This is a genomic window from Pseudoxanthomonas beigongshangi, from assembly GCF_016820515.1.
Classification (GTDB): domain Bacteria; phylum Pseudomonadota; class Gammaproteobacteria; order Xanthomonadales; family Xanthomonadaceae; genus Pseudoxanthomonas_A; species Pseudoxanthomonas_A beigongshangi.
The window spans coordinates 286,392-312,651 of the sequence record NZ_JADHDV010000001.1 but is presented as its reverse complement, the minus strand read 5'-3'; the positions used below and the strand labels follow the sequence as shown (position 1 = coordinate 312,651).

Below are 26,260 nucleotides of genomic sequence, written 5' to 3'. Positions count from 1 at the left end.
CCCCGATCTACCCTGTTCCCCACGTTCCTCCGCAAGGCTTTCCCACCCGCATGTCCCGCTGGCGTCCCCCTGCCGAAAAGAGCACCGCCCTGATCACCCGCGAAGGCCACGACCGGCTGAAGGCGGAACTGGACGATCTGTGGCGCGCCCGGCGTCCGGAAGTGGTCAAGGCGCTGGCCGCCGCCGCCGCCGAAGGCGATCGCTCGGAGAACGCCGAGTACACCTACCGCAAGAAACAACTGGGCGAGATCGATCGCCGGGTGCGCTATCTCAGCAAGCGCCTGGAAGCCCTGCGGGTGGTCGAGGGCGCGCCCTCGGATCCGGAAGCGGTGTTCTTCGGCGCCTGGGTGGAGGTGGAGAACGTCGCCAGCGGAGAGACCTCGCGCTACCGCATCGTCGGTCCCGACGAAACCGACGCGCCGCGCGGCTGGATCAGCATCGACTCGCCGCTGGCGCGGGCCATGCTGAAGAAGCGCATTGACGACGAATTCCCGGTGGAGCTGCCCGGCGGCCTGGCCCGATTCGCGGTGGTGGACGTCAGTTATGGCGCCTGATCAGAACAGCGGCGGCGGATAAGCGCGACCTTCGCGCAACGGACGGAAATAGTCTGCGTCTGCGTAGAAGCCGGCATCCTGTTGCGGATGCCAGCCGGGGATGCCGGCCAGCGGCAATGGCCGCAGTTCCCTCGGATCTTCCAGGACTTCGCCGGTCCGGATCGCCGCCACGACACGCGCCACGTCCGTTTCCACCGCCGCGTCCCGCGCCACCACCACGCACTTGCCAACCAGTCGACGTCCCGGCAGCAGCGCCTGTTCCAGCAAGGCATGCCCGATCACCGCGATGACGGCGATGTCGCCCCGGCGCCAGCTGTCGGCATGCCCCCGGAACAACCCGGACCAGTCGTGGCGATCCCAGGCATCGAGCAGCGATGCCTCGCGCACCCGCACGATCACGCCGCTTTCATCGAACTGGGGCAGCGCCTGTTGCGCGCGGTTGCGCTGGCCGTCGTCGCGGTCCGCTACATGCAGGCACTGGCGCGCATTGAGCGCTGCCTTGAGCGCGGGATGACGCGCCCAGACCAGGGCATTGAACAGATCGTGCCAATTGTCCGGACGCGTGGCGATGCGTCCCTGCGCAACGCGTACCTCGTAATGCAGGCCATCGGCCAGCAGCGCCTCGTCCTGGGCGATGAAATGCCGTCCGGGCAGCGGCAAGCGCGTGTTGAGCAGGTCGATGCCGGGCCACTCGGCCGCAAGCAGCAGATCGCGACAAGCCGCCAGATCGTCGAACAGCGGATGCGTGAAGGTGGCGGCCAGCACGTCGCCACGCACCGGGGCCACGAAGCGGCGCCGCTCCGCAACCGCGGCAGGCGCCGCTGCGTTCACAGCACCTTGAGGTCGATCGGTCCGGCGGCCGGCTGGGCGATCGCATCGCCGAACAGATCGTGCTCGTCGCTGTCGGTGATTTCCACGTCGACGAACTGGCCCGGCTTGAGCCCGAACTCCTCGCCGTTCTGGATGTGCACCAGGCCGTCGATCTCCGGCGCGTCCGCCGAGGAACGCGCCACCGCGATACCGTCTTCCAGCAGGTCCACCAGGCAACGCTGCACGCTGCCGATCTTGGCTTCCAGGCGCGCGGCGGAAATCGCCGCCTGCCGTTCCATGAAGCGGGCCAGGCGCTCCTGCTTCACCTCCTCCGGCACCGGATCCGGCAACGCGTTGGCGGCCGCGCCTTCCACCGGCGAATAGGCGAACGCGCCCACCCGATCCAGTTGCGCCTCGTCGAGGAAATCCAGCAGCGCCTCGAATTCGGCCTCGGTCTCGCCGGGGAAGCCGACGATGAAGGTCGAACGCAGGGTCAGCTCCGGACACATCGCCCGCCAGCGCTGCACACGTTCCAGGGTCTTGTCGACCGCACCCGGGCGCTTCATCAGCTTGAGGATGCGCGGACTGGCGTGCTGGAACGGAATGTCCAGGTACGGCAGCACCTTGCCCTCGGCCATCAGCGGGATGACGTCGTCGACATGCGGATACGGATAGACGTAATGCAGGCGCGTCCACGCACCGAGTTCCGACAGTCCTTCGCACAACGCCTTCATGCGGGTGGCGTAGGTCTTGCCGCCCCATTCGCGCTCGGCGTACTTCAGATCGACACCGTAGGCGGAGGTGTCCTGCGACACCACCAGCAGTTCCTTCACCCCACCGCGAACCAGGCGTTCGGCCTCGCGCAGCACCTCGTCGACCGGCCGCGAGACCAGGTCGCCACGCATCGACGGGATGATGCAGAAGCTGCAGCGGTGATTGCAGCCCTCGGAAATCTTCAGATAGGCGTAGTGGCGCGGGGTCAGCTTCAGGCCGTAGTCCGGCACCAGGTCCAGGAACGGGTCGTGCCTGGGCGGCAGCGCCGCGTGCACCGCCTCCATCACGCTCTGGTAGTCCTGCGGGCCGCTGATCGCCAGCACGTCGGGATGCGCCTCGCGGATCTGCTCCGGGCGCTTGCCCAGGCAACCAGTGACGATGACCTTGCCGTTTTCCGCCAGCGCCTCGCCGATCGCGTCCAGCGATTCGGTCACCGCCGCGTCGATGAAGCCGCAGGTGTTGACCACCACCACGTCGGCCGCCTGGTAGGTGGGCACGATGTCGTAACCCTCCACGCGCAACTGGGTGAGGATGCGTTCGGAGTCGACCAGGGCTTTCGGACAGCCGAGGCTGACGAAGCCCACCTTGGGGTTCTGCAGGGACATGGAGACGGAAACGGAGAAAACGGCGGCACGCCGACGGGGCGCGGATTATAGCGCCTCGCCCCGGCCGCCCCTTCGCGGCGCCTGAATCCGGCGACCGTCACCCGCCGGTCCGGACGGATGGGCGACAATGCGCGCCTCGCTGGCAATGCAGGACTCTCCCCCATGGGCGAATGGATCACCCTCGAAACCGCGCGCGGCCCGGTGGCGGCCTGGCAGGCCAAACCGGCAGGTGCGCCCCGTGGCGGCCTGGTGATCATCCAGGAAATCTTCGGCGCCAACGCGCACATCCGCAGCGTCGCCGAACGCTACGCCGAGGCTGGCTACGCGACCCTGGCGCCGGCGTTCTTCGATCTGGTCGAGCCGGGTGTCGAACTGCCCTACGACCCGTCCGCCCACGATCGCGGCCGCGAACTCATCGGCAAGCTGGGATTCGACGCCGCGCTCGACGTGGTATCCGCCGCCGCCGCCGCGCTGGCCTGGGCTGGAAAAGTCGGCACCGTCGGCTACTGCTGGGGCGGCACGGTCGCCTTCCTGTCCGCGCTTCGGCTGGGGCTGCCGGGCGTGAGCTATTACGGCTCCCGCAACCGCCTGTTCCTGGAGGAAATGCCATCCGGTTCGACGTTGCCTGCGCCGGTGATGTTCCATTTCGGCGAACAGGACGCGTCGATTCCACCGGAAGCCGTGCAACTTCATCGCGACCGCTTGCCCGGCCTGCCCGTTTTCACCTATCCGGCCGGCCATGCCTTCAACCGCGACGCCAGTCCCGACATCCACGACGCGCCAAGCGCCGACCTGGCACTTTCACGCAGCCTGGCGTTCCTCGCGGAGCAGATCGGGTGAGCGGCTTCGAACCGGATTCCCGCCTGGCCCGCGACAGCCTGTTCATCGCCGATGGCCCGCTGTCGCAGGTGCGACTGATGAACGACCGTCGTTATCCCTGGCTGGTGCTGGTGCCGCGGGTGGACAACGTGAGCGAATGGCTGGATCTGGATGGCGGCCAGCAACGCCTGCTGCTCGCGGAGATCAACCAGGCGGGCGGATTGATCCGTGCGGTTCCAGGGGTGCAGAAGCTCAATATCGGCGCGCTCGGCAACATCGTGCGCCAGTTGCACATCCACCTGGTGGGACGCCACGAAGGCGATCCGGCCTGGCCGGGCCCCGTGTGGGGACATGGCCAAGCCGAGCGTTTTTCCGAAGCCGAACTGGCGACCGAGGTGGCGCGCTGGCGTCGGCGTCTGATCGCGTAGCGGCCGTGTTCAGCGCGCGGCAACCACGCGTGTTCCGGCCAACAGATCGTGCAGGCAACGCCGGTCGCGGCGGAAAATGAAGAGGGGCTCTAGCGCGACAAGGAGCGTGCCAAATGGCACCAACGCCAACAGCCACCATGGCAGCTCACGCGCCAGCAGGATGCGTCGCAGGCCGGCGGGCTGGCCCGATGCATCGGTGATGCGCACACCCAGCATCAGCTTGCCGATGGTCTGCTGCCTCCTGGCCAGCAACCACCCCTGCAACACCAGGAACGCCGCGAAACCAAGCAGGTAGTCGAGCGGGTGGCCGGCGATGATGAAAGGCTCCAGCCAATACTCCAGCGTTGTCGTCGGGACACGCGCAGGCTGTTCCGCGCTCAATTGCCAGCCTGTCAGCGATTGCAGGCCATGACCCGCCCCGATCCACAACGCCGCCTGCAGCAATGTATCGATAATGCAAGCCACCAATCGGCGCCAACGCGCGGCCAGGACCACTTCGTGGCCCTTGTCATTCTCGACGAGTGCCGTGGCGGGTGGCGTATACGGATTGGCGTCCATGTACCTGCGCCACGCTCAGGTCCGCGGCAGCGTCACCCCGGTCTGGCCCTGGTACTTGCCGCCGCGATCCTTGTACGAGGTTTCGCAGACTTCGTCGGACTGGAAGAACAGCATCTGCGCCACGCCCTCGTTGGCGTAGATGCGCGCCGGCAGCGGCGTGGTGTTGCTGAACTCCAGGGTGACGTGCCCTTCCCACTCCGGCTCCAGCGGGGTCACGTTGACGATGATGCCGCAGCGCGCGTACGTGCTCTTGCCCAGGCACACCACCAGGGTGTCGCGCGGGATGCGGAAGTACTCGACCGTGCGGGCCAGCGCGAACGAATTCGGCGGGATGATGCAGACGTCGGATTCGATGTCGACGAAGCTGCCGGGATCGAAGTGCTTCGGATCGACGATCGTCGAGTTGATGTTGGTGAACACCTTGAACTCGCGCGAGCAGCGCACGTCGTAGCCGTAGCTGGAGGTGCCGTAGCTGACGATGCGCTCGCCGTTGACCTGCTTCACCTGTCCCGGCTCGTACGGCTCGATCATGCCGTGCTGCTCGGACATGCGGCGGATCCAACGGTCACTCTTGATGCTCATGCAGGGTTCCTGTTGCGGAGACGGGTGCGGACGGGGCCGCCATTGTAGGGCAGCCCGGCCCCTCGCCCGAGCGGGCCGAGACGAGGCAGGGTCAGACCAGCGAGGAAAGGATCGAAGGCTTGGCCCGTGGCCGGGATTCCAGTTGCGCCACCAGCGCTCGCGCCGCCTGCCGGTAGGCCTGCGCGGCGGCCGAATCCGGCGCGGCCACGACCACCGGCCGCCCGGCATCGCCCTGCTCCCGGATCGCGATGTCCAGCGGCAGCGATCCCAACAGCGGCACGCCGTACTGCGCCGCCATCCGCTGGCCGCCCCCCTCCCCAAACAGGTGCTCGACGTGGCCGCAACTGGAACAGGTATGCACCGCCATGTTCTCGACGATGCCCAGCACCGCGACCTCGACCTTTTCAAACATCTTCAGTGCCTTGCGCGCATCCAGGGTGGCGATGTCCTGCGGGGTGGTGACCACCACCGCGCCCGCCACCGGAATCTTCTGGGCCAGGGTCAACTGGATGTCGCCCGTACCCGGCGGCAGATCGATCAGCAGGTAGTCCAGATCACCCCACAGGGTGTCGGTGAACAACTGCATCAGCGCCGAAGTCGCCATCGGGCCGCGCCAGATCATCGGCGTGTCCTGATCCACGAGCAGGCCAATCGACATCGCCTCCACGCCGAACGCCCGCATCGGTTCGATCGACTTGTTGTCCGGGCTGTCGGGCCGCCCCGACAAACCGAGCATGGCCGGGATGCTGGGGCCGTAGACGTCGGCATCCAGCAGCCCCACCCGGGCTCCGTCGGCATGAAGCGCCAACGCCAGGTTGACCGCGGTGGTGGACTTGCCCACCCCGCCCTTGCCGGAACCGACGGCGATGACGTTCTTGACGCGGGGGGAAGGGCTCAGGGTGCCCTGGACGGCATGGGGGACGACGGTTTGGGGGGTCATGTTCTGCGTTGGATGAGCGATGCCCGTCGCCCGGAAGGGCGCTGGCCGCCTGGGCGGGGCGCCGGGCAACAAGGAAGGTGCGGCGCACAGTTTAGGTGATCGGGGGAAAAGGTCCGGCTGCCCGCTCTGGTGCCTGCGACGGCGGCTCCACCTGCCCAGTTAACGGTGCCTCAGCACGGCCTTCGACCGGATCAAACGGGTCTTGGCGGGACTTCTGTAACGCATTGATTCAAAACAAATTACTCAAAAGGGCATTGTGCAGCGCTACAAATTCGCCAAGAATTTTGTGACATAAATCACATAATTAAAAGAATTCTGATTTCACTGGGACGCGAATCACACCATTCGTTAATGTCATGTTAGTTTCGTAACAAGGATTTCACTTTGATGCGGCAGGCCAATGGAATGGCCATGGGGCCCGCATCTATATCTCAAGGGGATTCACTACATGCCAGTTCGCAATACGCGCGCATTGAAGCGCAACCGCCTGTGCGCCGCCCTTTTTGCGGCGTTCGTGCTGCCCGCCACCGCCGCAGCCGCCCAGGAAACCCAGCAAGAACAGGAACAAGCCTCGGCTCCCGCCAAGGCCCAGAATCTGGACAAGGTCGTCGTCACTGGCTCACGCATCTCGCGCGTGGACGTGGAAGGTCCGTCGCCGGTGACCGTGATCACCGCGGCCGACATCGAGAAGGAAGGTTTCTCGACCGTCTATGACGCACTCAACACGTTGAGCCAATTCACCGGCTCCGTGCAGAACGAATTGAACCAGGACGGCTTCACCCCGAATGGCAGCTTCCTGAACCTGCGCGGCCTCGGCCCTGGCTACCAGTTGGTCCTGATCAACGGCCGTCGCACCTCCGACTATCCCATGCCGTACAACAGCCAGTCGAACGCGGTGAACCTGGCCGCCATCCCGTCGGCGGCGATCGACCGTATCGAAGTCCTGTCGGGTGGTGCTTCCGCGATCTACGGTTCGGACGCGGTGGCCGGCGTGGTCAATGTGATCCTGAAGACGAATTACGAAGGCGACCTGGTAACCGTGCGCGCAGGCACCACGACCCGTGGCGGCGGTGACACCGGTCGTTTCCAGTGGGTCGGCGGCAAGACCGGCGACAAGTGGAGCTTGACCTACGCCACCGAGTATCTGGAGCGCGAAGCCATCTACGGCTTCCAGCGTGAATTCATGGACTCGTTCCGCGACGACCCCAGCCTGTCGGATCCGGCCAATGCGACCACCGCCTATGAAGGTGTGCGTTTCACCGTACGTCGCGACGCCAATGGCAACCCGACCACCGGTCCGGGCAGCGCGGTGCGCGAGTACCCGGGCGGCGCCCAGACCGTCTGCGATCGCTTCAGCGAGTTTGAAGCCTTCAAGTCCAATCCTGCGCTCGCTACGCCCGATCGCTGCGGCTACTTCGGCTGGCCGGCCGGCCAGTCCATCCGCAACTCGGACAAGAACCTGTCCGCGTACCTCTATGGCACCTACGATTTCGACGGCAATACCCAGGCCTGGGCGCAGTTGAACATCGTCTCCTCGGAAGCGAAGGTAGCGAGTTCGTCCCGCTTCGTTCAGAGCGGCGGCGGGCTCGGCGTCGGCAACTTCTACGATCCGAACTACAACGCCGTGCTCGGCAACGTGCTGCGTTTCATCACCCCGAGCGAAATCGGTTCCGGCGGCGGCCAGCCCAGCACGTTCAAGGAAACCTCCATCGACATCGCGGCCGGTCTGCGCGGCACCCTCTTCGACAACAAGTTCGACTGGGACGCCACCATCTCGCATGCCCGTTACGATATGAAGGAGGAATTCTCCTATCTCGTCGCCGGCAAGGTGCGCGACTACTTCTTCGGACCGAACCTGGGCACGCATGCCGCAACCGGCCTGCCGATCTACGCGCTCAACGTCGGCCGCCTGATGAACCCGCTCAGCCCGGGCCAAGTCGCGGAGATGACGTCGCGCTACAAGAACGAAGCCGATTCGCAAGTCACCCAGGGCTCCTTCGTGATCAGCGGCGACCTGTTCGAACTGCCCGCCGGTCCGCTGGCCATGGCCGCGGTGCTGGAAGGTGCTACCCAGAAGTACGACGTCAGCCCCGATGATCGCCTGCTGCTCAACTACACGGGCAACGACGCGCCGATGGGCCTGACCGCCACTGCAGGCGGTGGCAAGCGTGATCGCTATTCGTTCGGCCTGGAGTTCAGCATTCCGATCTTCGAAACCCTGAAGGCCAGCCTGGCCGGCCGCTACGACAAGTTCAACGACGCCAGTGACATCAATGGTGCGTTCACCTGGTCCACCGGCCTGGAATGGCGTCCGATCGACAGCCTGCTGCTGCGCGGCTCCTACGCCACCAGCTTCAAGGCCCCGGACATGCACTACATCTACGCGGGTGAGTCGGGCTTCTATCTGTACATCATGGACGAGTATGCCTGCCGCGAGGCTGGCCTGAACCCGACCGTGACCACGGAGTGCGGCGGCGGCACCGACTACAACTACCAGGTGTTCGGCACCCGCAAGGGCGACCCGCGCCTGGACGCGGAGGAAGGCAAGTCCTACACCGCGGGCGTGGTGTGGGATGCACGTGACAACCTGTCGCTGTCGGTCGATTACTACAACATCGAGCTGGAAGGCGCGATCAGCGATCTGACCGGCCTGCTGTTCCGCGAGGAAGCCGCCTGCCTTCTGGGCACCAATCGTGATGGCAGCGCGGTGGATCAGAACTCGCCGCGTTGCGCGGACTTCACCAGCCGCGTGGTCCGCGACCCGACCACCGGCGAAGTGCTCGAGTTCCACACCTATCCGCAGAACCAGGTGCTCACCAGGACCTCCGGTATCGATGCCCGTGCCACCTACAATATCGATACCGATCGTTTCGGCGATTTCAATGCCGAGCTGTCCTGGACCCACGTGCTGAAGCTGGAAGCGCAACAGTTCCCCGGCGAGCGGATGGAAGATCGTCGCGATCATCCGCAGTTCTTCAACTTCCGCAGCCGCCTGAACTGGCAGATGGGTTGGACCAAGAACGACTGGAACGCCACGGTGTACGGCTATCGCTGGGGTTCGCTGCCAAACTGGGCCGAGACCTCGCGCATCGCGCCGTACATCATGTGGAACGCCAGCCTGCGCAAGAAGATCACGGACAAGGCCACCATCGGTGTCTACGTCAACAACGTGTTCAACAAGCTGCATCCGCGTGACGACACGTTCAACTCGTATCCCTACTTCTGGCGCGCGTTCAGCCCGGTCGGTCGCGAGGTGTTCGTCCAGTTCGACTACAAGTTCAACTAATCGACTGGTACCGCAACGGAAAAGCCCGGCTCACGCCGGGCTTTTTTGTTTTTTGACCGTGGGCCGTTCAAGGCTCATCCCGGCGCAGATAATTCAAATTACTCTTTAAGAATCAATCCCTTGAGATTGTAGAAATGTGAATTTCGTCGTGTTAACGTCGATTTAACGGAGGATTCGGGGGTGCCAGGGACTGGCCAGTCGTCACATTTCGACCAGAATTTGGGGGTGGTTTTTATGCGTAATGGCAATGCGCGCTCGTTCCAGCGCAATCGGCTCGCGACCGCGATGTTCGCGGTCCTCCTGACACCTGTCCTGGCTTACGGCCAGGAGACACAGCAACCGGAATCCTCCTCGCCTCCGGCGCAGGGCACGCAGACGCTGGACAAGGTCACCGTGACTGGATCGCGCATCAAGCGCGTGGATGTCGAAGGTCCCGCTCCTGTCGTCGTGGTGACTGCCGCGGACATCGAGAAGGAAGGTTTTTCCACTGTTTACGACGCGCTCAATACGCTGACCCAGTTCACCGGCAGCGTGCAGAACGAACTGGTCCAGAACGGTTTCACCCCGAATGCCAGCTTCCTCAATCTGCGTGGCCTGGGTCCCGGCTATCAGCTGATCCTGATCAACGGCCGGCGCGCCGCCGACTATCCGCTGCCGTACAACAGCCAGTCCAATGCCGTGAATCTGGCCAACATCCCGGCAGCGGCCATCGAGCGCATCGAGGTGCTGACGGGCGGCGCATCGGCGATCTACGGTTCAGATGCGGTCGCCGGCGTCGTCAACATCATCATGAAGACCAACTTCGAGGGTGACCAGCTCTCTGTGCGTGCCGGCGCCACCACCCGCGGTGGCGGCGATACCGGTCGGCTCCAATGGGTTGGCGGCAAGACCGGCGACAACTGGAGCCTCACCTACGCCTTCGAGGCACTCGAACGCGAAGAGATCTTCGCCTCCCAGCGCAGCTTCATGGATTCCTTCTACGACGAGCCTGGCCGCTCGCGTGACGATATCAATCCCACCGAAGGCCTGTTGCTGTTCGACGGCTTCAACAGCTCGCGCATTTTCCCGGATGGCGCGCAGGCCACCTGCGACCGCTTCAAGGATTTCGAGGTCTACTTCTTCGAGACCTCGTCGGTCTACACGGGCCCGCGCTGCGGTTACCCCGGTTACCCGGCCACACAGTCCATCCGCAACTCCGACAGCAACCAGTCCGCCTATCTGTACGGGACCTGGGACTTCGACGGCGGCATGCAGGGCTGGGCGCAGTTCAACTACACGCGGGCCAAGGCGCAGTTCACCTCCGGCACCCAGTTCTGGACCACGCCGGATTACATCTTCGCGCCCAACGTGACCTCCGAGGCGATTCCCTTCGGCGCCTTCGTGCAGCCCCAGCGCATCTTCACTCCCTCGGAAACGGGCGGCAACCTCGTGACCACCAGCGAGGAGAAGTCACTCGACTTCGCGGCCGGCCTGCGGGGCAGTTTCGCCAATGGCCGTTTCGACTGGGATGCCACGCTCTCGCGCTCCGAGTACAAGCTCAATACGTCCCAGCCGCGCTTCCTCGCCAATCCGCTGAATGATTACTTCCTCGGCGAATCCCTGGGCCCGGATCCTTATTTTGGCGCCTACGATTCCTTCGAGCTCAATCTCGACCGTTTCTTCAATCCAATCGATCCGGCGACCTTCGCTTCGCTGAACACCATGGTCCGGGATCGCGCGGAATCCAGCGTTACCCAGGCGAACTTCGTACTTTCGGGCGACCTGTTCGAGTTGCCGGCCGGCGCGGTCGGCATGGCGGCGGTCCTGGAAGGCGCCAAGCAGAAGTACGAAGTCAAGCCCGATGCGCGTACCTCGCCCACCTATACCGGCCCGGAGCCGATCTACAATCTGACCAGTTCCGGCGGGCATGGCGATCGCACGCGCTACGCGCTCGGCGTCGAGTTCAGCGTGCCCATCACCAGCAACTTCAAGGCCAACCTGGCGGGCCGTTACGACAAGTTCGATGACATCAGCGAGATCGATGGTGCCAGCACCTGGCAGGTCGGCCTCGAATGGCGGCCGATGGAAAGCCTGCTGCTGCGTGCCAGCCATGCCACCAGCTTCCGCGCTCCGGACATGCACTACATCTTCGCCGAGGAATCCGGATTCTTCACCCAGATCTTCGACGAGTACAAGTGCCGTCGCGATGGTTTCGATCCGCGCGTGAGTCCCAACCCCTGCGCAGGCGCGGACTACAACTACCAGGTGTTCGGCACCCGCCGTGGCGATCCGAACCTGGAGGCCGAAACCGGCAAATCGACCACTGTCGGTTTTGTCTGGGACGTCACCGAGCAGATGTCGTTCTCCGTGGATTACTACAACATCGAGCTGAAGGACGCGGTGGGCGACATCTCCGGCCTGCTGTTCCGCAACGAAGCCGACTGCCTGCTGGGGCAGACGCGCGACGGGCAGCCGGTGGACCCCAACTCCAGCACCTGCCAGTTCTACACCGCTCTGGTCGAGCGTGCCGGTTCCGGCGGATTGGCTGACGAGCAGGTCGAACAGTTCCGTTCGTTCCCCATCAACCAATCGCTCAACAAGACCAGCGGCATCGATGCGGCATGGCGTTACGATCTGGACACGGATCGCTGGGGTTCGTTCGGCTTCCAGCTGAACTGGACGCATGTGCTGAAGCTCGACTTCCAGGAGTTCGAAGGTGGCGACATGATCAATGTCCGCGACCATCCCCAGTACTTCAATTTCCGCAGCCGCATCAACGGCACGGTCAGCTGGGAGAAGAACGACTGGCGCGCCGCGGCCTACTACACCCGTTGGGGTTCATTGCCGAACTGGGCCGAAACCGGACGCATCGCGCCCTACATCCTGTGGAACCTCAACGTCGCGAAGAAGATCACGGACAAGGCAACGGTGGGTGTGTACGTCAACAACGTGTTCGACAAGCTGCATCCGCGCGACGACACCTTCAACACGTACCCCTACTTCTGGCGCGCGTACAGCCCGATCGGTCGCGAGGTGTTCCTGCAGTTCGACTACAAGTTCAATTGATCGGACCCGTAGTCCACGCAATATCGAAAGCCCGGCGCAAGCCGGGCTTTCTTTTTGGCGACTGCTTAACCAAGCCTGTCCACTCGCCTTCACAAAACGTAACAAACGTTACAGTGGCAGTTAAATGCGTGTTAAGTTCGCCGCCCCCCAGGAATGTCGGGGAACTCTGTGGTCTGGCTGAGGGAACAGCGCGAAGGGCCGCACCTTTTGCAATCCGTTCCAAGGAATAACAAGCAAATGCCAGTTCGCAACATCAAGCGGAGCCGCCTGACCGCGGCGATGGTCGCCGTCCTGTTGGCCCCGACCGCCGCTTTCGCTCAAGACGCCTCCCCCGCTCCCGCCGGCGACACCACCAACCTCGACAAGGTCACGGTCACCGGTTCGCTCATCCCCCAGACCCAGCTGGAAAACTTCACCCCGGTCACCACGATTTCCGCCGAGGACATCAAGACCCGTGGTTTCACCAGCATCGCCGATGCCCTGCAGCAGTCCGCGTTCTCCACCGGCGGCATCCAGGGCGGCCAGACCTCCGCCGCCTTCACCCAGGGCGCCGAGACGGTCAGCATGTTCGGCCTGGATCCGGGCTACACCAAGTACCTGATCGACGGCCGCCCGATGGCCAACTATCCGGCGCTGTACAACGGTAGCGATACCTTCAACAACATCAGCGGCATTCCGATCGATCTGGTCGAGCGCATCGAGATCCTGCCGGGCGGCCAGTCCTCCCTGTACGGTTCGGACGCGATCGCCGGCGTCATCAACATCATCCTGAAGAAGAACATGGACGGCGGCGCGCTCAGCGTGCGCGGCGGCGCCTATGGCGACGGCGGCGGCGACAGCTTCCGCTTCAGCCTGGCCAAGGGCTTCACCGGCTACGACGGCCGCCTGAACGTGCTGGCCGGCATCCAGGCCGAGACCAAGGATCCGATCTGGGGCTACCAGCGCGATCTGACCAAGCAGTACAACGTCAACGGCTACACCGCGCCGCTGGCCAGCCGCGACTACCTGGTCGCCGGCTACCGCGACTACGCGGCCAGCGGCGGCATCCGCCCGGCCAATAACGGCTACCTGTTCCTGGATCCGAACAACTGCGCCAACGTCAGCGGCCAGTTCGGCGGCACCGAAGGGCTGCAGAACCGTCCGGGCTTCGGCCAGTACTGCGGTTCGTTCAGCACGCCGGGCTACCGCACCATCACCAACGGCAAGGAATCCGCGCAGGCCTACGGCCACGCGACCTTCGACGTCAGCGACAGCCTGCAGTTGTACGGCGACGTGCTGTACAGCCATGAAGAAGTGAAGTACGCCACCGGTTCGGCCTACACCTGGTGGAGCACCAGCGCCAAGTACGGCTACTTCTACGATCCGGACCTCGATGCGCTGGTCAACCTGCAGCGCGCGTTCTCGCCCGAGGACATCGGCGGCGAAGGCTACCGCGACATCATGAACACCGATCGCAGCAGTTCCTACTCGGTGACCTTCGGCGCCAACGGCGTGCTGGGCAACTGGGACTGGGATCTGGGCCTGACCCGCACCGAGTACCGCCTGAAGCAGCGCCGCTTCGCCCGCTGGGCGGATCCGATCAACGACTACTTCGAGCAGAACGTGCTGGGCCCGCAGCTGGGCCTGGATCCGGTGCAGGGCCTGTATCCGGTGTTCCGTCCGGACTACGCGGCGTTCTATACCCCGATGTCGCCGGCCGACTTCGCCAGCTTCACCGGTTTCGCGACCTCGCGCAGCAAGACCTGGGACAACATGCTGCGCGCGCAGGTGACCAACAGCGCGCTGTTCTCGCTGCCGGGCGGCGACGCCGGCCTGGCCGTGGTGGTCGAAGGCGGCAACCAGGGTTGGGACTACACGCCCGACGCACGCCTGATCGCGGATCCGGAAACGCTGGAATCGCAGGTGTGGGGCACCACAGCCGTGAGCGGCGCCGGTCACCGCACCCGCTACGCGGTCACCAGCGAACTGCGCCTGCCGGTGCTGGAGCCGCTGACCGTGACCCTGTCCGGCCGCTATGACGCGTTCGACGCCTACGGCGAAACCGTCGACAAGCCGACCTACAGCATCGGCCTGGAGTACCGCCCGATCGAAAGCCTGCTGCTGCGCGGCAAGTACGGCACCGCGTTCCGCGCGCCGACCCTGTCCGACACCTTCCAGGGTGTCAGCGGCTACTACGACCAGGTGACCGACTACTATCGCTGCGCCCAGGAAGGCTACCTGCCGGGCAACACCGCCGACTGCGCCTATGACGACTCGCAGTTCTTCGGCCAGCAGGCGGGCAATCCGAAGCTGGAACCGATCACCGCGGACGTGTGGAGCGCCGGCGTGGTCTGGGCGCCGAGCAGCAATCTGTCGATGTCGGTGGACTACTTCGCGTGGGACATCGAGAACGAAGTCGACCTGCAGAGCACCGACCAGCTGTCGCTGATGGAGTACTACTGCCGCACCGGCCAGATGGACACCGGTTCGCAGGGTTGCGAGAACGCGCTGGCCTGGATCACGCGTGACGGCACCGGCGCGATCGAGACCGTGTTCACCCCGAAGGTCAACGTCGCCAAGCAGAAGCTGCGCGCGGTCAACGCCAGCGTCAACTACCTGCTGGACATCGGCCGCTTCGGCGCGCTGAAGTTCGCCGGCAACTACACCAACACGCTGAAGCACACGGTCACCCCGCTGCCGGGCGATCCCGCGATCGACCTGCTGCGCGACCCGTACTCGATGTGGGTGTATGACGCGTACGCCAAGACCCGCGCCGACCTGTCGGTGGCCTGGAACAAGGACAAGTGGACCACCACGGTCTATGCGAACCGCATCGGCAAGACGCCGAACTGGGTCGCGTACAACACCCGTGGCTTCACCGATCCGCGCGCCGGCTGGTGGGCGCCGTACATCACGTACAACATGAGCGTGAACTACGCGCCGATGGACAACCTGGAATTCTCGTTCATGGTCAACAACGTCCTGGACAAGACCCCGGAAGACCAGGCCCGCAGCTACCCCGGCAACGAGGCCACGCCGTACAACAACTACCTGTACAACGTGTACGGCCGTTCGTTCTTCGTGGAAGCGCGCTACAAGTTCGGCAAGTAACCGCCGGACACCCAGCAGTACCAAAGGCCCCGCCGCAAGGCGGGGCTTTTCTTTTTCGTGCCCGGCAGGCTTTCCGGGCCAGGCGTCGGGGCGACCGGCCGCGGCCTGAACCGCCCGGCCCCGCCGCTTCCATACGCCAGCGGATGCGGTATAAAGGAGGCCATTCCGGCGGGTTCCGCCGGTTCGTCCAAGACTCCCTGGGAGGGGAACATGCGCAAGATCCTGACCGCCACCCTGCTGGCCCTGCCGCTGCTGGCGGCATCCCTGGCCGCTTCCGCCGCCGACGGCGCGGTGGGCCGCTGGAAGACCATCGACGACAAGACCGGCAAGGTGAAGTCGATCGTGGAGATCTACACCACCACCAATGGCTCGCTGGCCGGCAAGGTGGTCGACGTGCTGCACTCGGATCGCGGCCCCAACCCGACCTGCGACAAGTGCACCGGCGATCGCAAGGACAAGCCGGTCAAGGGCATGGTGATCCTGTGGGGCCTGAAGGCCGACGGCGCCAACGAATGGAGCGGCGGCACCATCCTGGATCCGGCCAACGGCAAGACCTACAAGTCGAAGATGGAACTGCAGGCCGGCGGCCAGAAACTGGACGTCTCCGGCTGCATCGCATTCATCTGCCGCGCGCAGACCTGGCAGCGCGAGTAAGCGCCGTCACATCCAGCGTTCCCGACAGCCCGGCCCCGCCGGGCTGTCTTTTTTGGGCCATGCGATAATGACCGACTCCCCGCAAGCCGTCCGCCATGAGCCGCACCGCCCTCGTCACCACCGCCCTGCCCTACGCCAACGGTCCGCTGCACCTGGGCCACCTGGTGGGCTACATCCAGGCCGACATCTGGGTCCGTGCCCGCCGCCTGGCCGGGAACACCACCCATTTCGTCTGCGCCGACGACACCCACGGCACCCCGATCATGCTGGCGGCGGAGAAGGCGGGCACGACGCCGGAAGCTTTCGTGGCGGACGTACAGGCCGGCCACGAGCGTGATTTCGCCGCCTTCGGCGTGGCGTTCGATCACTACGATTCCACCAACTCGGCGATCAACCGCGAGCTGACCGAAGCGTTCTACGCCAGGCTGGATGCCGGCGGCCATATCGCGCGCCGCAATGTCGCCCAGTTCTACGATCCGGCCAAGGGCATGTTCCTGCCGGATCGCTACATCAAGGGCATCTGCCCCAACTGCGGTTCGCCGGATCAGTACGGCGACAACTGCGAGGTCTGTGGTGCGACCTATGCGCCGACCGATCTGAAGGAACCGAAGTCGGTGCTGTCGGGCGCGACGCCGGAAATCCGCGACTCCGAACATTTCTTCTTCGAGGTCGGTCGTTTCGAAGGCTTCCTGCGCGAATGGCTGGCGGGAGACGTGGCGCTGCCGGGCGTGAAGGCCAAGCTGATGGAGTGGCTGGACGCCGAGGGCGGCCTGCGCGCCTGGGACATTTCCCGCGATGCGCCCTACTTCGGCTTCGGCATTCCGGGTGCGCCGGGCAAGTATTTCTATGTCTGGCTGGACGCGCCGATCGGCTACCTGAGCAGCTTCAGGGTGTTGTGCGAAAAGAAGGGCCTGGATTTCGACGCGCATCTGCGCGCCGGGACCGAGGTGGAACTCCATCACTTCATCGGCAAGGACATCGTCAATTTCCATGGCCTGTTCTGGCCGGCGGTGCTGCACGGCACCGGCCATCGCGCGCCGACCCGCCTGCACGTCAACGGCTACCTGACCGTGGACGGCGCCAAGATGTCCAAGTCGCGCGGCACCTTCGTGAAGGCACGGACCTACCTGGATGTCGGTCTGGAAGCCGAAGCCTTGCGCTACTACTACGCCGCCAAATCCTCCGGCGGTGTCGACGATCTGGATCTGAACCTGGGCGACTTCACCGCGCGGGTGAACGCCGATCTGGTCGGCAAGTTCGTCAACCTGGCCAGTCGCTGCGCCGGTTTCATCGACAAGCGCTTCGGCGGCCGCCTCGCCGACTCCCTGCCGGATCCCGCGATGTACGACCGCTTCGTCGCCGTGCTGGCGCCGGTGCGCGAGGCGTACGAGCGCAACGATCCGGCCGCCGCGATCCGCGCCACCATGGCGCTGGCCGACGAAGCCAACCGCTACATCGACGATCGGAAGCCGTGGGTGATCGCCAAGCAGGAAGGCGCCGACGCCGAGTTGCAGGCGGTCTGCACCCAGGGCCTGAACCTGTTCCGCGTGCTGGCCGCCGCGCTCAAGCCGGTGCTGCCGCGCACCGCGGAACAGGCCGAGGCCTTCCTCGCCGCGCCCGTCACCGCCTGGCCGGATCTGGATGCGCCGCTCACCGGCCGGAACATCCAGCCGTACGCCGCACTGTTTACCCGCATTGACCCGAAGTTGATCGACGCCATGACTGAAGCCTCCAAGGAAACCCTCGCTCCCGCCACCACCGCCACGCCGGCACCGGCCAAGGCCGCCCCGTCCGCGCCCGCCAAGCCGGAGACGACCGGTGACGCGACCAGCCATATCGGCATCGACGACTTCGCCAAGCTCGATCTGCGCATCGGCAAGGTGCTGGCCTGCGAGTTCGTCGACGGTTCGGACAAGCTGCTGCGCTTCGAACTGGACGCGGGCGATCTGGGCAAGCGCCAGATCTTCTCGGGCATCCGCGCCAGTTACGGCGAGCCGGAGAAGCTGGTTGGCCGCAACGTGGTGTTCATCGCCAACCTGGCACCGCGCAAGATGCGTTTCGGCCTCAGCGAGGGAATGATCCTGTCGGCCGGTTTCGACGGCGGCGCGCTGGCCCTGCTGGACGCCGACGACGGCGCGCAGCCTGGCATGCCGGTCCGCTGATTCGTCCCCGCGATCAGGCGTCCGCGACAGAGATCGGCCACGCGTCCATGCCTCGCGCCGCCCTCGCATGAACCACGCCACGCCCGCATTGGTCGAACGCCTGGACAGGCTGCTGCCGCAGACCCAGTGCGGCCAGTGCGGTTTTGACGGCTGCCGGCCCTATGCCGAGGCGATGGCGCGCGGCGAGGCGGACGTGGATCGCTGTCCGCCCGGCGGCGACGCCGGCGCGCATGCGCTGGCGCGGCTGCTCGACCGTCCCGCGCTTCCCTATGACCGCGCGCGTGGCGAACACAAGCCGCCGGCGGTCGCGGTAGTCGTCGAAGCCGACTGCATCGGCTGCACCAAGTGCATCCAGGCCTGCCCGGTCGACGCCATCATCGGCGGCGCCAAGCACATGCACGTGGTCATCGATCCGCTGTGCACCGGCTGCGAACTCTGTGTGTCGGCCTGCCCGGTCGATTGCATCGTGATGACACCGGCTCCATAGCCGGCGTTTTCATCGTACGCAGATATCCGCACGTATCCAGATTACTTCTACCGGTTACTTCTGCGGCGCCTTGCACGCCGAGCAGATGCGCTCGACCTGGTAGCCGCGCGCGCGCAGCTTCTCGACCACACCATCGCTGCCCAGCAGATGCAGCGCTCCCACGATCACCAGCGTGTCCTCGCTGGTGGACTCGGTCAGCCGCTTTTCGATCTTCGGCACCCAGTTGTCATTGCGATCGACGTTGATGCGCTGGTACAGGCGCGGGTACTCGCGCTTCATCTCGGCGGCCATTTCCTCCCACAGCATCGCGGCATCACCACGCCGCCAGGCCGCATGCAGTTTCTCGGTCTGGCCGGGCCCCTTCTCCGCCTGGTCCAGGACTTCCTTGAGGAATTGCCGCTGCTCCACCGCGTCCATGCCATCCAGCAGGGTGATCTGATCCAGGGCCTGCTCCAGGCCGCTGGCCGGCTTGCCGGCGGATTTGGCCTGTTCCATGAAGTGCGCGTCCAGGCCGATCTTGGGATCCAGCCCCTGCCGCATCATCTCGGTCACGCTGATGGTCAAGCCGACGAACCAGGGCTTGAATGCGGCGAGATTGGCCACTGGCATCCCGTTCTTGGCGGCATAGGCCTCCAGCTTCGTCCAGGTGGCCTCGTCCAGATCATCGCGCAGGCTCTTGCCGTCGCTGCGCAGCGCGGCCTGCATCATCCGGGTCGACAGCGCCGGTCCCATTTCGTCCGGGGACAGTTCGAACATCACCGACTCGGCGTCCGCGAAAGCGCCGTCCACGTCCCGCGCCAGCGGATAGTCCGCGGGTTTCAGCATGTGGAAAGAACCGAGCAGATAGACGGCGTTGTCGCTGTCGGAAACCTTCCACAGCAGCGGTACCGGCGCTTCGCCCTGCGATTTTGGCGCATCGGCGAATGCCGGGGATGCAACCGCGGCGAGCACGGCCAGGCCAACGGCGCGCAGTCGGCGCATCTTCTTTCCGCGAGGTGTCTGATTCATTGCGTGGCCTTCTGTGAGGAGGGCGCCGTCGCCGCGGGCGCCGGCTTGTAGGTCTGTTCGCCGGCGCTGATCGCCAGATCCAGGCGGTTTTCCGGCGGTGGCAGCGGACAGGTCGCGAACGGCGTGAATGCGCAGGGCGGGTTGTAGGCCTGGTTGAAATCCAGCCAGACCTTGCCGTCGTCGACTGGCGGCGCGTCCAGGAAGCGGCCGGCCGGATAGCTGCCATGGCCGCTGGTGCGATCAGCCAGCACGAAGAACAGTTCCCCGCCGGGATCGCCCAGCGCTTCGAGCCGATAACGGTGCCCGTCGCGTTCGAACTCCACCGCACCGGGGTTCGGCGACGGCGTGGTGGTGCCGGTGATGTCGACGATCGGGATCGTCTTGCCCGGCGGATGCGGCACGAAGCGGGCCTGGATTTTCCAGTCCGCGGCCGCCGGCCAGTACTTCAGGCCCGCGAACCGCACCCGACTTTCGGCGTCGGCGTGCTTCACCCGCAGCGCGTGGCGGCCACCGCGTTCGATCACCGTCAACCATCCTTTGCCGTCGTCGAAGCCGATGACACCGGGCGACTCGTCGTGATCGCTCGGTATCTCCACCTTGCTCCGGACAGGTCGGCCGTTGAAGGTCACCGCCACGCCCGGTTCGGGAGTGAAATGGATGCGCCCTTTCTCGTCGGACAGCATGCCTAGCCTGGCCGGTCCGACCGCCAGGCGGATGCCGCTGTCCGGCCCGCTGCCGATGTAGTGCGCCTTCAACTGGATCCAGTGCAGCCCGACCAGGCTGGTCCAGCCATCCGGCTTCAGCAATTCCTCGCGCCGCTGCGCGCGCCACTGATCCTCGGCCGCCAGGAACGCGGGATCCTGCGCCTTGCGTGCGGCATTGCTCCCGTCATCCGCCGCGTCGCGCTGGCACGAGGCCAGCAACAGCAGTCCAGCCACGCAGGCAAATCGTCGCCAAGTCCCCATCACGTCCCCCGACTGAATCCCTGTTCGATTTCGGCAAGCCCGAATCGCCGCCACAGTACACCCGTATCGCCATGGCTCGCTTCGATCCGTTCGACCTCGCGCAGCAGGGCGTTCATTTCCGCCAGCGTCATGCCGCGTGGCGCGGGCACGCCGTGGCCGGCCATCACCGCGAGCAAGCGCTCCACGCGCGCGTCTTCCGGTTCCCGTGCATCATCGCCGCCAACAGCCGCCAGCACATCGCGCAGCAGCGCTTCCGGGTCGGCGTCCACCAGCAGCGCCGGAACCGCGCGCAGGCGCAGGCGTGTTTCGCCCGCCGGTTCGACGACCAGGCCCAGCGACGCCAGCCATGCCGCATTCCGCGCACCCCGTCGCGCCGCTTCCAGATCGACTTCCAGTTCCAGCGGCAACAACAACGGCTGTGCGTGCAATCCGATGCCCGCGCGCGCCGCGTGCAGGCGTGCCAGCATCAACCGGCGGTGGGTGGCCGGCAGATCGAGCAGGACCATCCCCTGCGTGTCCTGGGCCAGCAGATAACGACCGTGCAGCACCGCGACCGCGAATCCCAGCGGCGGCACCTCGCCGTCCAGCATTGGTGAAAGCGGTGGCATCGAGGGCTGCGACGGCAACGCGCCATGTTCGCCATACAGGGCTTCATAGAAGGCACGCGCCTCGCGCACCTGCGCCACCGCCGGCAAGGCGTGCGTGCCATCGGCGCCCTGCGGCATCGCCAGCGCGCGCGCCATCGTCGCGCGGGTTTCCGCCAGCGCTTCGTGCAGCGTCCCCAGGACGAAATCGTAGATCAGCCGCGCGTCGCGGAAACGCACCTCGTGCTTGGCCGGATGCACGTTGACGTCGACACGGGTCGGTTCCAGTTCCAGGAACAGCACGTACGCCGGCTGGCGGCCATGGAACAGCACGTCCTTGTAGGCGCTCTTGGCCGCATGGCCGATGTTGCGATCGCGCACCGCGCGACCGTTGACATACAGGTACTGCTGATCGCCGGTCGCGCGCGAATATTGCGGTTGCGCGATCCAGCCGTGCAGGCGCAGGCCGGCGGCGGCGTGCTCGATGCGCAGCGCTTGCTCCACGAAGGTGTCGCCGAGGGTCTCGCGCACCCGCGCCAGCGGATCCATGCCATCCGGCCGGTAGCGGCGCGCGGGCTTGCCGTCCACGCCGACCCGCAGTTCGATTTCCGGCCGGGCCAGCGCGAGCGAACGCAGCCACTCCTCGATATGTCCCAGTTCGGTGCGCCCGGCGCGCAGGAACTTGCGCCGCGCCGGCACGTTGTAGAACAGGTCCCGCACCTCCACGGTCGTGCCGGGCGGATGCGGCGCCGGCGCCACTTCACCCAGTTGGCCACCATCCACGCGCAACGCCGCGCCATGCGCGTCATCGAGGCGCCTCGACGTCAACAGGAAACGGCTCACCGACGCGATCGAAGGCAATGCCTCGCCGCGGAAACCCAGGGTGGCGACGGCTTCCAGATCATCCAGCGACGCAATCTTGCTGGTCGCGTGGCGCGAGATCGCCAGCGGCAGTTCCGCGGCCGGAATGCCGCCGCCATCGTCGCGAATCCGGATCAGGCGGATGCCGCCCTCCTCCAGATCGATGTCGACGCGGCGCGCGCCCGCGTCCAGGGCGTTCTCCACCAGTTCCTTGACCACCGACGCCGGGCGCTCCACCACCTCGCCCGCGGCGATCTGATTGATGAGGGTGTCGGGCAGTTGGCGGATCGGCACGTCGGGGCGGCGTGTTCGCCGTCGCGGGAAGTCAGTGCGGATGATAGCCGAGCGCTGGCCCGACGCGGTGCGCTCAGGGCGCGCCGGCGGCTCCGCCCGCGGCGGCGCTGCGCGCCTCGGCTTCGGCCTGCGCGCGCGCGGCGAACAGCGTGCCCGGCGGCGGCTGGCGGGTGAAATAGGTATTGACGCCATCCAGCACGGCGGCGGCGACCTTGCGCTGGTAGGCCGGATCCTTCAGCCGCTTCTCTTCGTCCGGATTGGAGATGAAGGCGGTTTCCACCAGCATCGACGGCATGTCCGAGGTGCGCAGCACCGCGAAGTTGGCGCGTTCGATGTTCGGCTTGTGGTTGTTGCCGACCCGTTTCAGGCCGTCGAGCACGTGGTTGGCCGCGTCTTCCGAGGCGCGCATGTGACCGCTCTGGGCCAGATCCAGCAGCACCGAACCCAACGTGTTGTCGACCTTCTGCAGGGCCACGCCGCCGATCAGGTCGGAGGCGTTTTCCTTGTCCGCCAGCCAGCGCGCGCGTTGCGAGGACGCGCCTTTCAGCGACAGCACGTACACGGAGGAACCCCGCGCCGAGCGGTTTTCCGCCGCGTCCGCGTGGATCGACACGAACATGTCGGCGCCCGCCGCACGGGCCTTGCGGGCGCGCATGTTGAGCGGGATGAAGACATCGCTGTCGCGGGTCATGTACGCCTTCATGCCCGGCGTGGCGTTGATCTGGCGCGCCAGTTCGCGGCCGATCGCCAGCACGACGTTCTTCTCGTAGGTGCCGCCCATGCCGACGGCGCCCGAATCCTGGCCGCCGTGGCCGGGATCGATGGCCACGATCAGCGGACGCATGCCAGCGCGCATGCCGACCCGCGGCGCCGGTTCCTGCGGCACGGACGCGACCGTGGAAGCCACCTCTCCCGGTGCCGGCGTGGCCGGCTTTCCGGTGGCGATGGTGTACGGAACGCCACCTGGCGTCACACCGGCGGCGTTCGGCTGGGCCGGCGCGACCTGCGTGGTCGCCTGCCCGTTGAGGATGGCCTGCGGCGATGGCGACGACGTCGGTTGCGACGGCGCGTTCTGTTCGGCCGGACGCGTGGCCGGCGTGGTGGCCGGTGCGTTGGCCTGCTGCGCGACCTGCGCCGCCAGGGCGGCGGTGGCCTGGCCGGCCGAAGGCGTCGATGCGGCCGGTGGCGGCGCGGTCGTTGCCGGGGTCGTCGCGTTGTTCGATGCGGATGCAGGCGTGGTCGCGGCCGGCGCCTTGGCGACGGTGGGACCATCGCCGGGCCACTCGATGACCAGGCGCGCTCCGCCCTCCGCGGCCTCCACGCGTGGCTTGAGCGCGGTGACGGGGCCGGCCAGATCGAACACGACCCGCAGCGTGCCGGGATTGGGTTGGCCGGTGCGCACCGCCGTGACGATGCCCTGTCCGGCCGGCAGTTTCAGGCCACGCGTGGCGCTGGAAGCCGGCAGGTCGACCACCAGGCGCTCCGGCCCATGCAGCGCCAGGGTCTTGAACTCGCCCTTGCCCTGCAGGTGGATTTCAGCCCGGGTGCCGGTCGCGCCGTTGCTCAGCTGGACCGCCCTGACCTCGCCGGCGGAGGCCGTTCCAGCGCACGCCGAAGCCATCACCAACCCGAGGGCGGCGATGCGGATGCGTCGAAATGGAGGTTTCCCCAGGGACATGCGGCGGATTCAAGCACCAACCGCCCAGGAATGCAAGAAGTTTTCCCTTAATAATCCGTGACCTGCCGGATCTTCCTACACCGTCGGGACAGGTGATCGAGGCAACTGGCCACTTTTTTCCAGGCGCGCCAGCCACGCCTGCCCGGTTTCGCCCGCGGCTTCCAGCCTGACCGCACGACCGTCGCCCTCGACCGCCAGCCGCACCCGCAGGTCGCAGGCCGGCAAGCCGGCGCCGCCGCGCTCGGGCCATTCCACCAGCCAGAGCGTGGCGCTGCCCTCGTCCAGGCCCAGGAAATCCAGTTCCCCGGCGTCGCCGATGCGGTACAGATCCAGGTGCCAGGCTTCGCCGTCGGCGATCGGGTAGCGCTCGACCAGGGTATAGGTCGGGCTGCGGATCGCGCCCTGCACGCCCAAGGCCCGCAGCAATGCGCGCGCCAGGGTGGATTTGCCCGCGCCCAGATCGCCTTGCAGGTGGACCACGGCGCTGGCCGGCCGGGTGGCCGCGAGCGCGCGCCCGAGCGCGTCGGTCGCTTCGCTGTCGGAAAGGAACAGGGACAAGGATTCCATGCCGCGATTCTAGCCTTCGCCGCACACGCTCAGGGATTGGCAAGCCGCCGAACGATCGGCATCAGATCCGAAGGCAGCAGGCCGCGTTCGCCTTCCGCCGCGGCGACGTCGCCCGCCAGCGAATGCAGCAGCGCGCCTGCGCGCGCGGCGTCGAACGCGGGCAGTCCCTGCGCGCGCAACGCCGCGATGATGCCGGTCAGCACATCGCCCATGCCGCCTACGGCCATGCCCGGGTTGCCGGCATCCAGCACGCAGGGAATTTCGCCGCGCGCAGCGACGATCGTGCCGGCGCCCTTCAGCACAATCACCGCGCGATGGCGCTCCGCCAGCGCGCCCGCGGCGGCGAAGCGATCCTGCTGCACCTCGTGCGTCTCCACGCCCAGCAGGCGCGCCGCTTCACCGGGATGCGGGGTCAGGATCGCGTCGCGCAGTTCGTGCGGATACGCGGCCAGCAGGTTCAGGGCATCGGCGTCCAGCACGCAGGGCGGTTGCGCGCGCAGCACCAGTTCGAACAGCCCGCGTCCCCAGTCCTCCTGCCCCAGTCCGGGGCCAAGCGCGACGACATCGGCCTGCGGCAGCAGCGGCGCCAGTTCCTCGCCGGATTCGACCGCGCGCACCATCGCTTCCGGCCGTCGCGCCAGCAGGGGCGCGACGTGGCATTCACGGGTGGCGACGCGGAGCAGGCCGGCGCCGGCACGCAGCGCCGCTTCCGCGCACAACGCGATGGCGCCACCGCTGCCGTGATCACCGCCGATGCACAGCACCCGGCCGGACTCGCCCTTGTGGGTATTGCGCCGGCGCGGCAACAGCCAGCGCGCGAGCGCTTCCGCGCCCAGGTCGTTGGCGGCGGCGGGGACGCCGGCGAAGGTTTCGTCATCGACTTCGAGTTCGTCCAGCGCGCACGCGCCGGTGTATTCCAGCGCCTGGCCGGTGCGCAGTCCCACGTGCTCGGCAATGAACTGCAACGTGCGCGAGGCCACCACCGCCACGCCGGGCACGTGTCCGCGATCGGCATCCACGCCGCTGGGAACATCGAGCGCGAACACCGGCGCGCCCTGCGCGTTGATCGCCTCGATCAGGCGCGCGGAACCCGCATCCGGCGCACGCGACAGGCCGATGCCGAACAAGGCGTCGACCACCACGTCGGCGGGCGGCAGCGGTCCACCGCCATGAAGTGCGATGCGCCCGCCCGCGGCGATGTAGTCGGTGCAGGCGCGCTGGCTGGAGGGCGTGCGCGGCACGTGCTCGTCCAAGTGCACCACCGTGACCACGTGCCCGGAGCGCTGCGCCAGTTGCGCCAGCACGTAGCCGTCTCCGCCGTTGTTGCCGGGTCCGCACACCACCACCAGGCGCTGGGCCCGCGGCCAGTGATCCCGCAGGTGCCGCCAGGCCGCCTGCCCCGCCCGCAGCATCAGGACATGCGGGTCGCCGCCCAGGCGGACGGTGGCGCGCGCGTCCAGGTCGCGCGCGGCGGCGGTGTCGTACAGGGGAAAGCTGCCGGACATGCAG

The 26,260-nt window shown here is 66.3% G+C and carries 20 protein-coding genes; 9 read left to right on the top strand and 11 right to left on the bottom strand.

What is annotated here, in order from left to right; genetic code table 11:
* Nucleotides 1-50: 50 nt before the first annotated feature.
* Nucleotides 51-554, top strand: a complete 504-nt coding sequence (greB, locus tag IQ458_RS01385; protein ID WP_203321671.1) for a transcription elongation factor GreB — start codon at nt 51-53, stop codon at nt 552-554.
* Here greB and IQ458_RS01380 read toward each other — a convergent pair whose 3' ends face one another.
* Entirely contained in the window at nt 555-1,385 is an 831-nt protein-coding gene (locus IQ458_RS01380) for a DUF3025 domain-containing protein (RefSeq protein ID WP_203321670.1), read from the bottom strand.
* Nucleotides 1,382-2,743 (bottom strand): 30S ribosomal protein S12 methylthiotransferase RimO, encoded by a 1,362-nt coding sequence (gene rimO, locus IQ458_RS01375; protein WP_183642436.1) that lies wholly within the window; start codon nt 2,741-2,743, stop codon nt 1,382-1,384. The genes IQ458_RS01380 and rimO overlap by 4 nt, the downstream gene beginning before the upstream one ends.
* 162 nt (nt 2,744-2,905) lie before the next feature.
* Between rimO and IQ458_RS01370 the strand changes: the two genes are divergently transcribed.
* Both IQ458_RS01370 and IQ458_RS01365 read left to right on the top strand, forming a co-directional pair.
* Nucleotides 2,906-3,583, top strand: coding sequence for a dienelactone hydrolase family protein (locus tag IQ458_RS01370; protein WP_183642441.1), 678 nt, complete (start codon nt 2,906-2,908; stop codon nt 3,581-3,583).
* Nucleotides 3,580-3,990 (top strand): HIT family protein, encoded by a 411-nt coding sequence (locus IQ458_RS01365; RefSeq protein ID WP_203321669.1) that lies wholly within the window; start codon nt 3,580-3,582, stop codon nt 3,988-3,990. The genes IQ458_RS01370 and IQ458_RS01365 overlap by 4 nt, the downstream gene beginning before the upstream one ends.
* 9 nt (nt 3,991-3,999) lie before the next feature.
* Here the strand turns inward: IQ458_RS01365 and IQ458_RS01360 are convergent, their stop codons facing one another.
* From IQ458_RS01360 to apbC, 3 genes are all read right to left on the bottom strand, one after another.
* Nucleotides 4,000-4,548 (bottom strand): RDD family protein, encoded by a 549-nt coding sequence (locus tag IQ458_RS01360; protein WP_203321668.1) that lies wholly within the window; start codon nt 4,546-4,548, stop codon nt 4,000-4,002.
* Nucleotides 4,549-4,563: 15 nt separating this feature from the next.
* Entirely contained in the window at nt 4,564-5,130 is a 567-nt protein-coding gene (dcd, locus tag IQ458_RS01355) for a dCTP deaminase (RefSeq protein WP_141453330.1), read from the bottom strand.
* Nucleotides 5,131-5,221: 91 nt separating this feature from the next.
* Nucleotides 5,222-6,070 (bottom strand): iron-sulfur cluster carrier protein ApbC, encoded by an 849-nt coding sequence (gene apbC, locus IQ458_RS01350; protein ID WP_183642447.1) that lies wholly within the window; start codon nt 6,068-6,070, stop codon nt 5,222-5,224.
* A gap of 448 nt (nt 6,071-6,518) precedes the next feature.
* On the opposite strand from apbC, the gene IQ458_RS01345 reads away from it, so the two are divergent.
* The 6 genes from IQ458_RS01345 to rnfB all read left to right on the top strand — a co-directional run bounded on the left by IQ458_RS01345 (nt 6,519) and on the right by rnfB (nt 18,794).
* Nucleotides 6,519-9,356 carry a TonB-dependent receptor plug domain-containing protein gene (locus IQ458_RS01345; RefSeq protein ID WP_203321667.1) on the top strand — a complete coding sequence of 946 codons (2,838 nt, stop codon included), beginning with the start codon at nt 6,519-6,521 and terminating at the stop codon, nt 9,354-9,356.
* 285 nt (nt 9,357-9,641) lie between these two features.
* Complete coding sequence (locus IQ458_RS01340) at nt 9,642-12,401, top strand: TonB-dependent receptor plug domain-containing protein (RefSeq protein ID WP_203321666.1); 2,760 nt, start codon at nt 9,642-9,644, stop codon at nt 12,399-12,401.
* A gap of 237 nt (nt 12,402-12,638) precedes the next feature.
* Complete coding sequence (locus IQ458_RS01335) at nt 12,639-15,491, top strand: TonB-dependent receptor plug domain-containing protein (RefSeq protein ID WP_203321665.1); 2,853 nt, start codon at nt 12,639-12,641, stop codon at nt 15,489-15,491.
* A gap of 210 nt (nt 15,492-15,701) precedes the next feature.
* Entirely contained in the window at nt 15,702-16,145 is a 444-nt protein-coding gene (locus tag IQ458_RS01330; RefSeq protein WP_141453335.1) for a DUF2147 domain-containing protein, read from the top strand.
* Between the two features lie 95 nt (nt 16,146-16,240).
* Nucleotides 16,241-18,307 (top strand): methionine--tRNA ligase, encoded by a 2,067-nt coding sequence (gene metG, locus IQ458_RS01325; protein WP_203321664.1) that lies wholly within the window; start codon nt 16,241-16,243, stop codon nt 18,305-18,307.
* Between the two features lie 67 nt (nt 18,308-18,374).
* Nucleotides 18,375-18,794: an Rnf electron transport complex subunit RnfB gene (rnfB, locus tag IQ458_RS01320; RefSeq protein ID WP_203321663.1), complete on the top strand. Its 420-nt coding sequence runs from the start codon at nt 18,375-18,377 to the stop codon at nt 18,792-18,794.
* A 54-nt stretch (nt 18,795-18,848) separates the two neighbouring features.
* Here rnfB and IQ458_RS01315 read toward each other — a convergent pair whose 3' ends face one another.
* The 6 genes from IQ458_RS01315 to IQ458_RS01290 form a co-directional block, all read right to left on the bottom strand.
* Complete coding sequence (locus IQ458_RS01315; RefSeq protein WP_235996559.1) at nt 18,849-19,775, bottom strand: TraB/GumN family protein; 927 nt, start codon at nt 19,773-19,775, stop codon at nt 18,849-18,851.
* A 23-nt stretch (nt 19,776-19,798) separates the two neighbouring features.
* Nucleotides 19,799-20,767, bottom strand: coding sequence for a DUF1684 domain-containing protein (locus IQ458_RS01310; protein WP_203321661.1), 969 nt, complete (start codon nt 20,765-20,767; stop codon nt 19,799-19,801).
* Nucleotides 20,767-22,506: a DNA mismatch repair endonuclease MutL gene (mutL, locus tag IQ458_RS01305; protein ID WP_203321660.1), complete on the bottom strand. Its 1,740-nt coding sequence runs from the start codon at nt 22,504-22,506 to the stop codon at nt 20,767-20,769. The genes IQ458_RS01310 and mutL overlap by 1 nt, the downstream gene beginning before the upstream one ends.
* Before the next feature lie 73 nt (nt 22,507-22,579).
* On the bottom strand, nt 22,580-24,184 hold the full coding sequence (locus IQ458_RS01300; RefSeq protein ID WP_203321659.1) for an N-acetylmuramoyl-L-alanine amidase: 1,605 nt from the start codon (nt 24,182-24,184) through the stop codon (nt 22,580-22,582).
* Nucleotides 24,185-24,259: 75 nt separating this feature from the next.
* Complete coding sequence (gene tsaE, locus IQ458_RS01295; RefSeq protein WP_203321658.1) at nt 24,260-24,751, bottom strand: tRNA (adenosine(37)-N6)-threonylcarbamoyltransferase complex ATPase subunit type 1 TsaE; 492 nt, start codon at nt 24,749-24,751, stop codon at nt 24,260-24,262.
* Nucleotides 24,752-24,780: 29 nt separating this feature from the next.
* Nucleotides 24,781-26,256: an NAD(P)H-hydrate dehydratase gene (locus IQ458_RS01290; RefSeq protein ID WP_203321657.1), complete on the bottom strand. Its 1,476-nt coding sequence runs from the start codon at nt 26,254-26,256 to the stop codon at nt 24,781-24,783.
* Nucleotides 26,257-26,260: the final 4 nt, after the last annotated feature.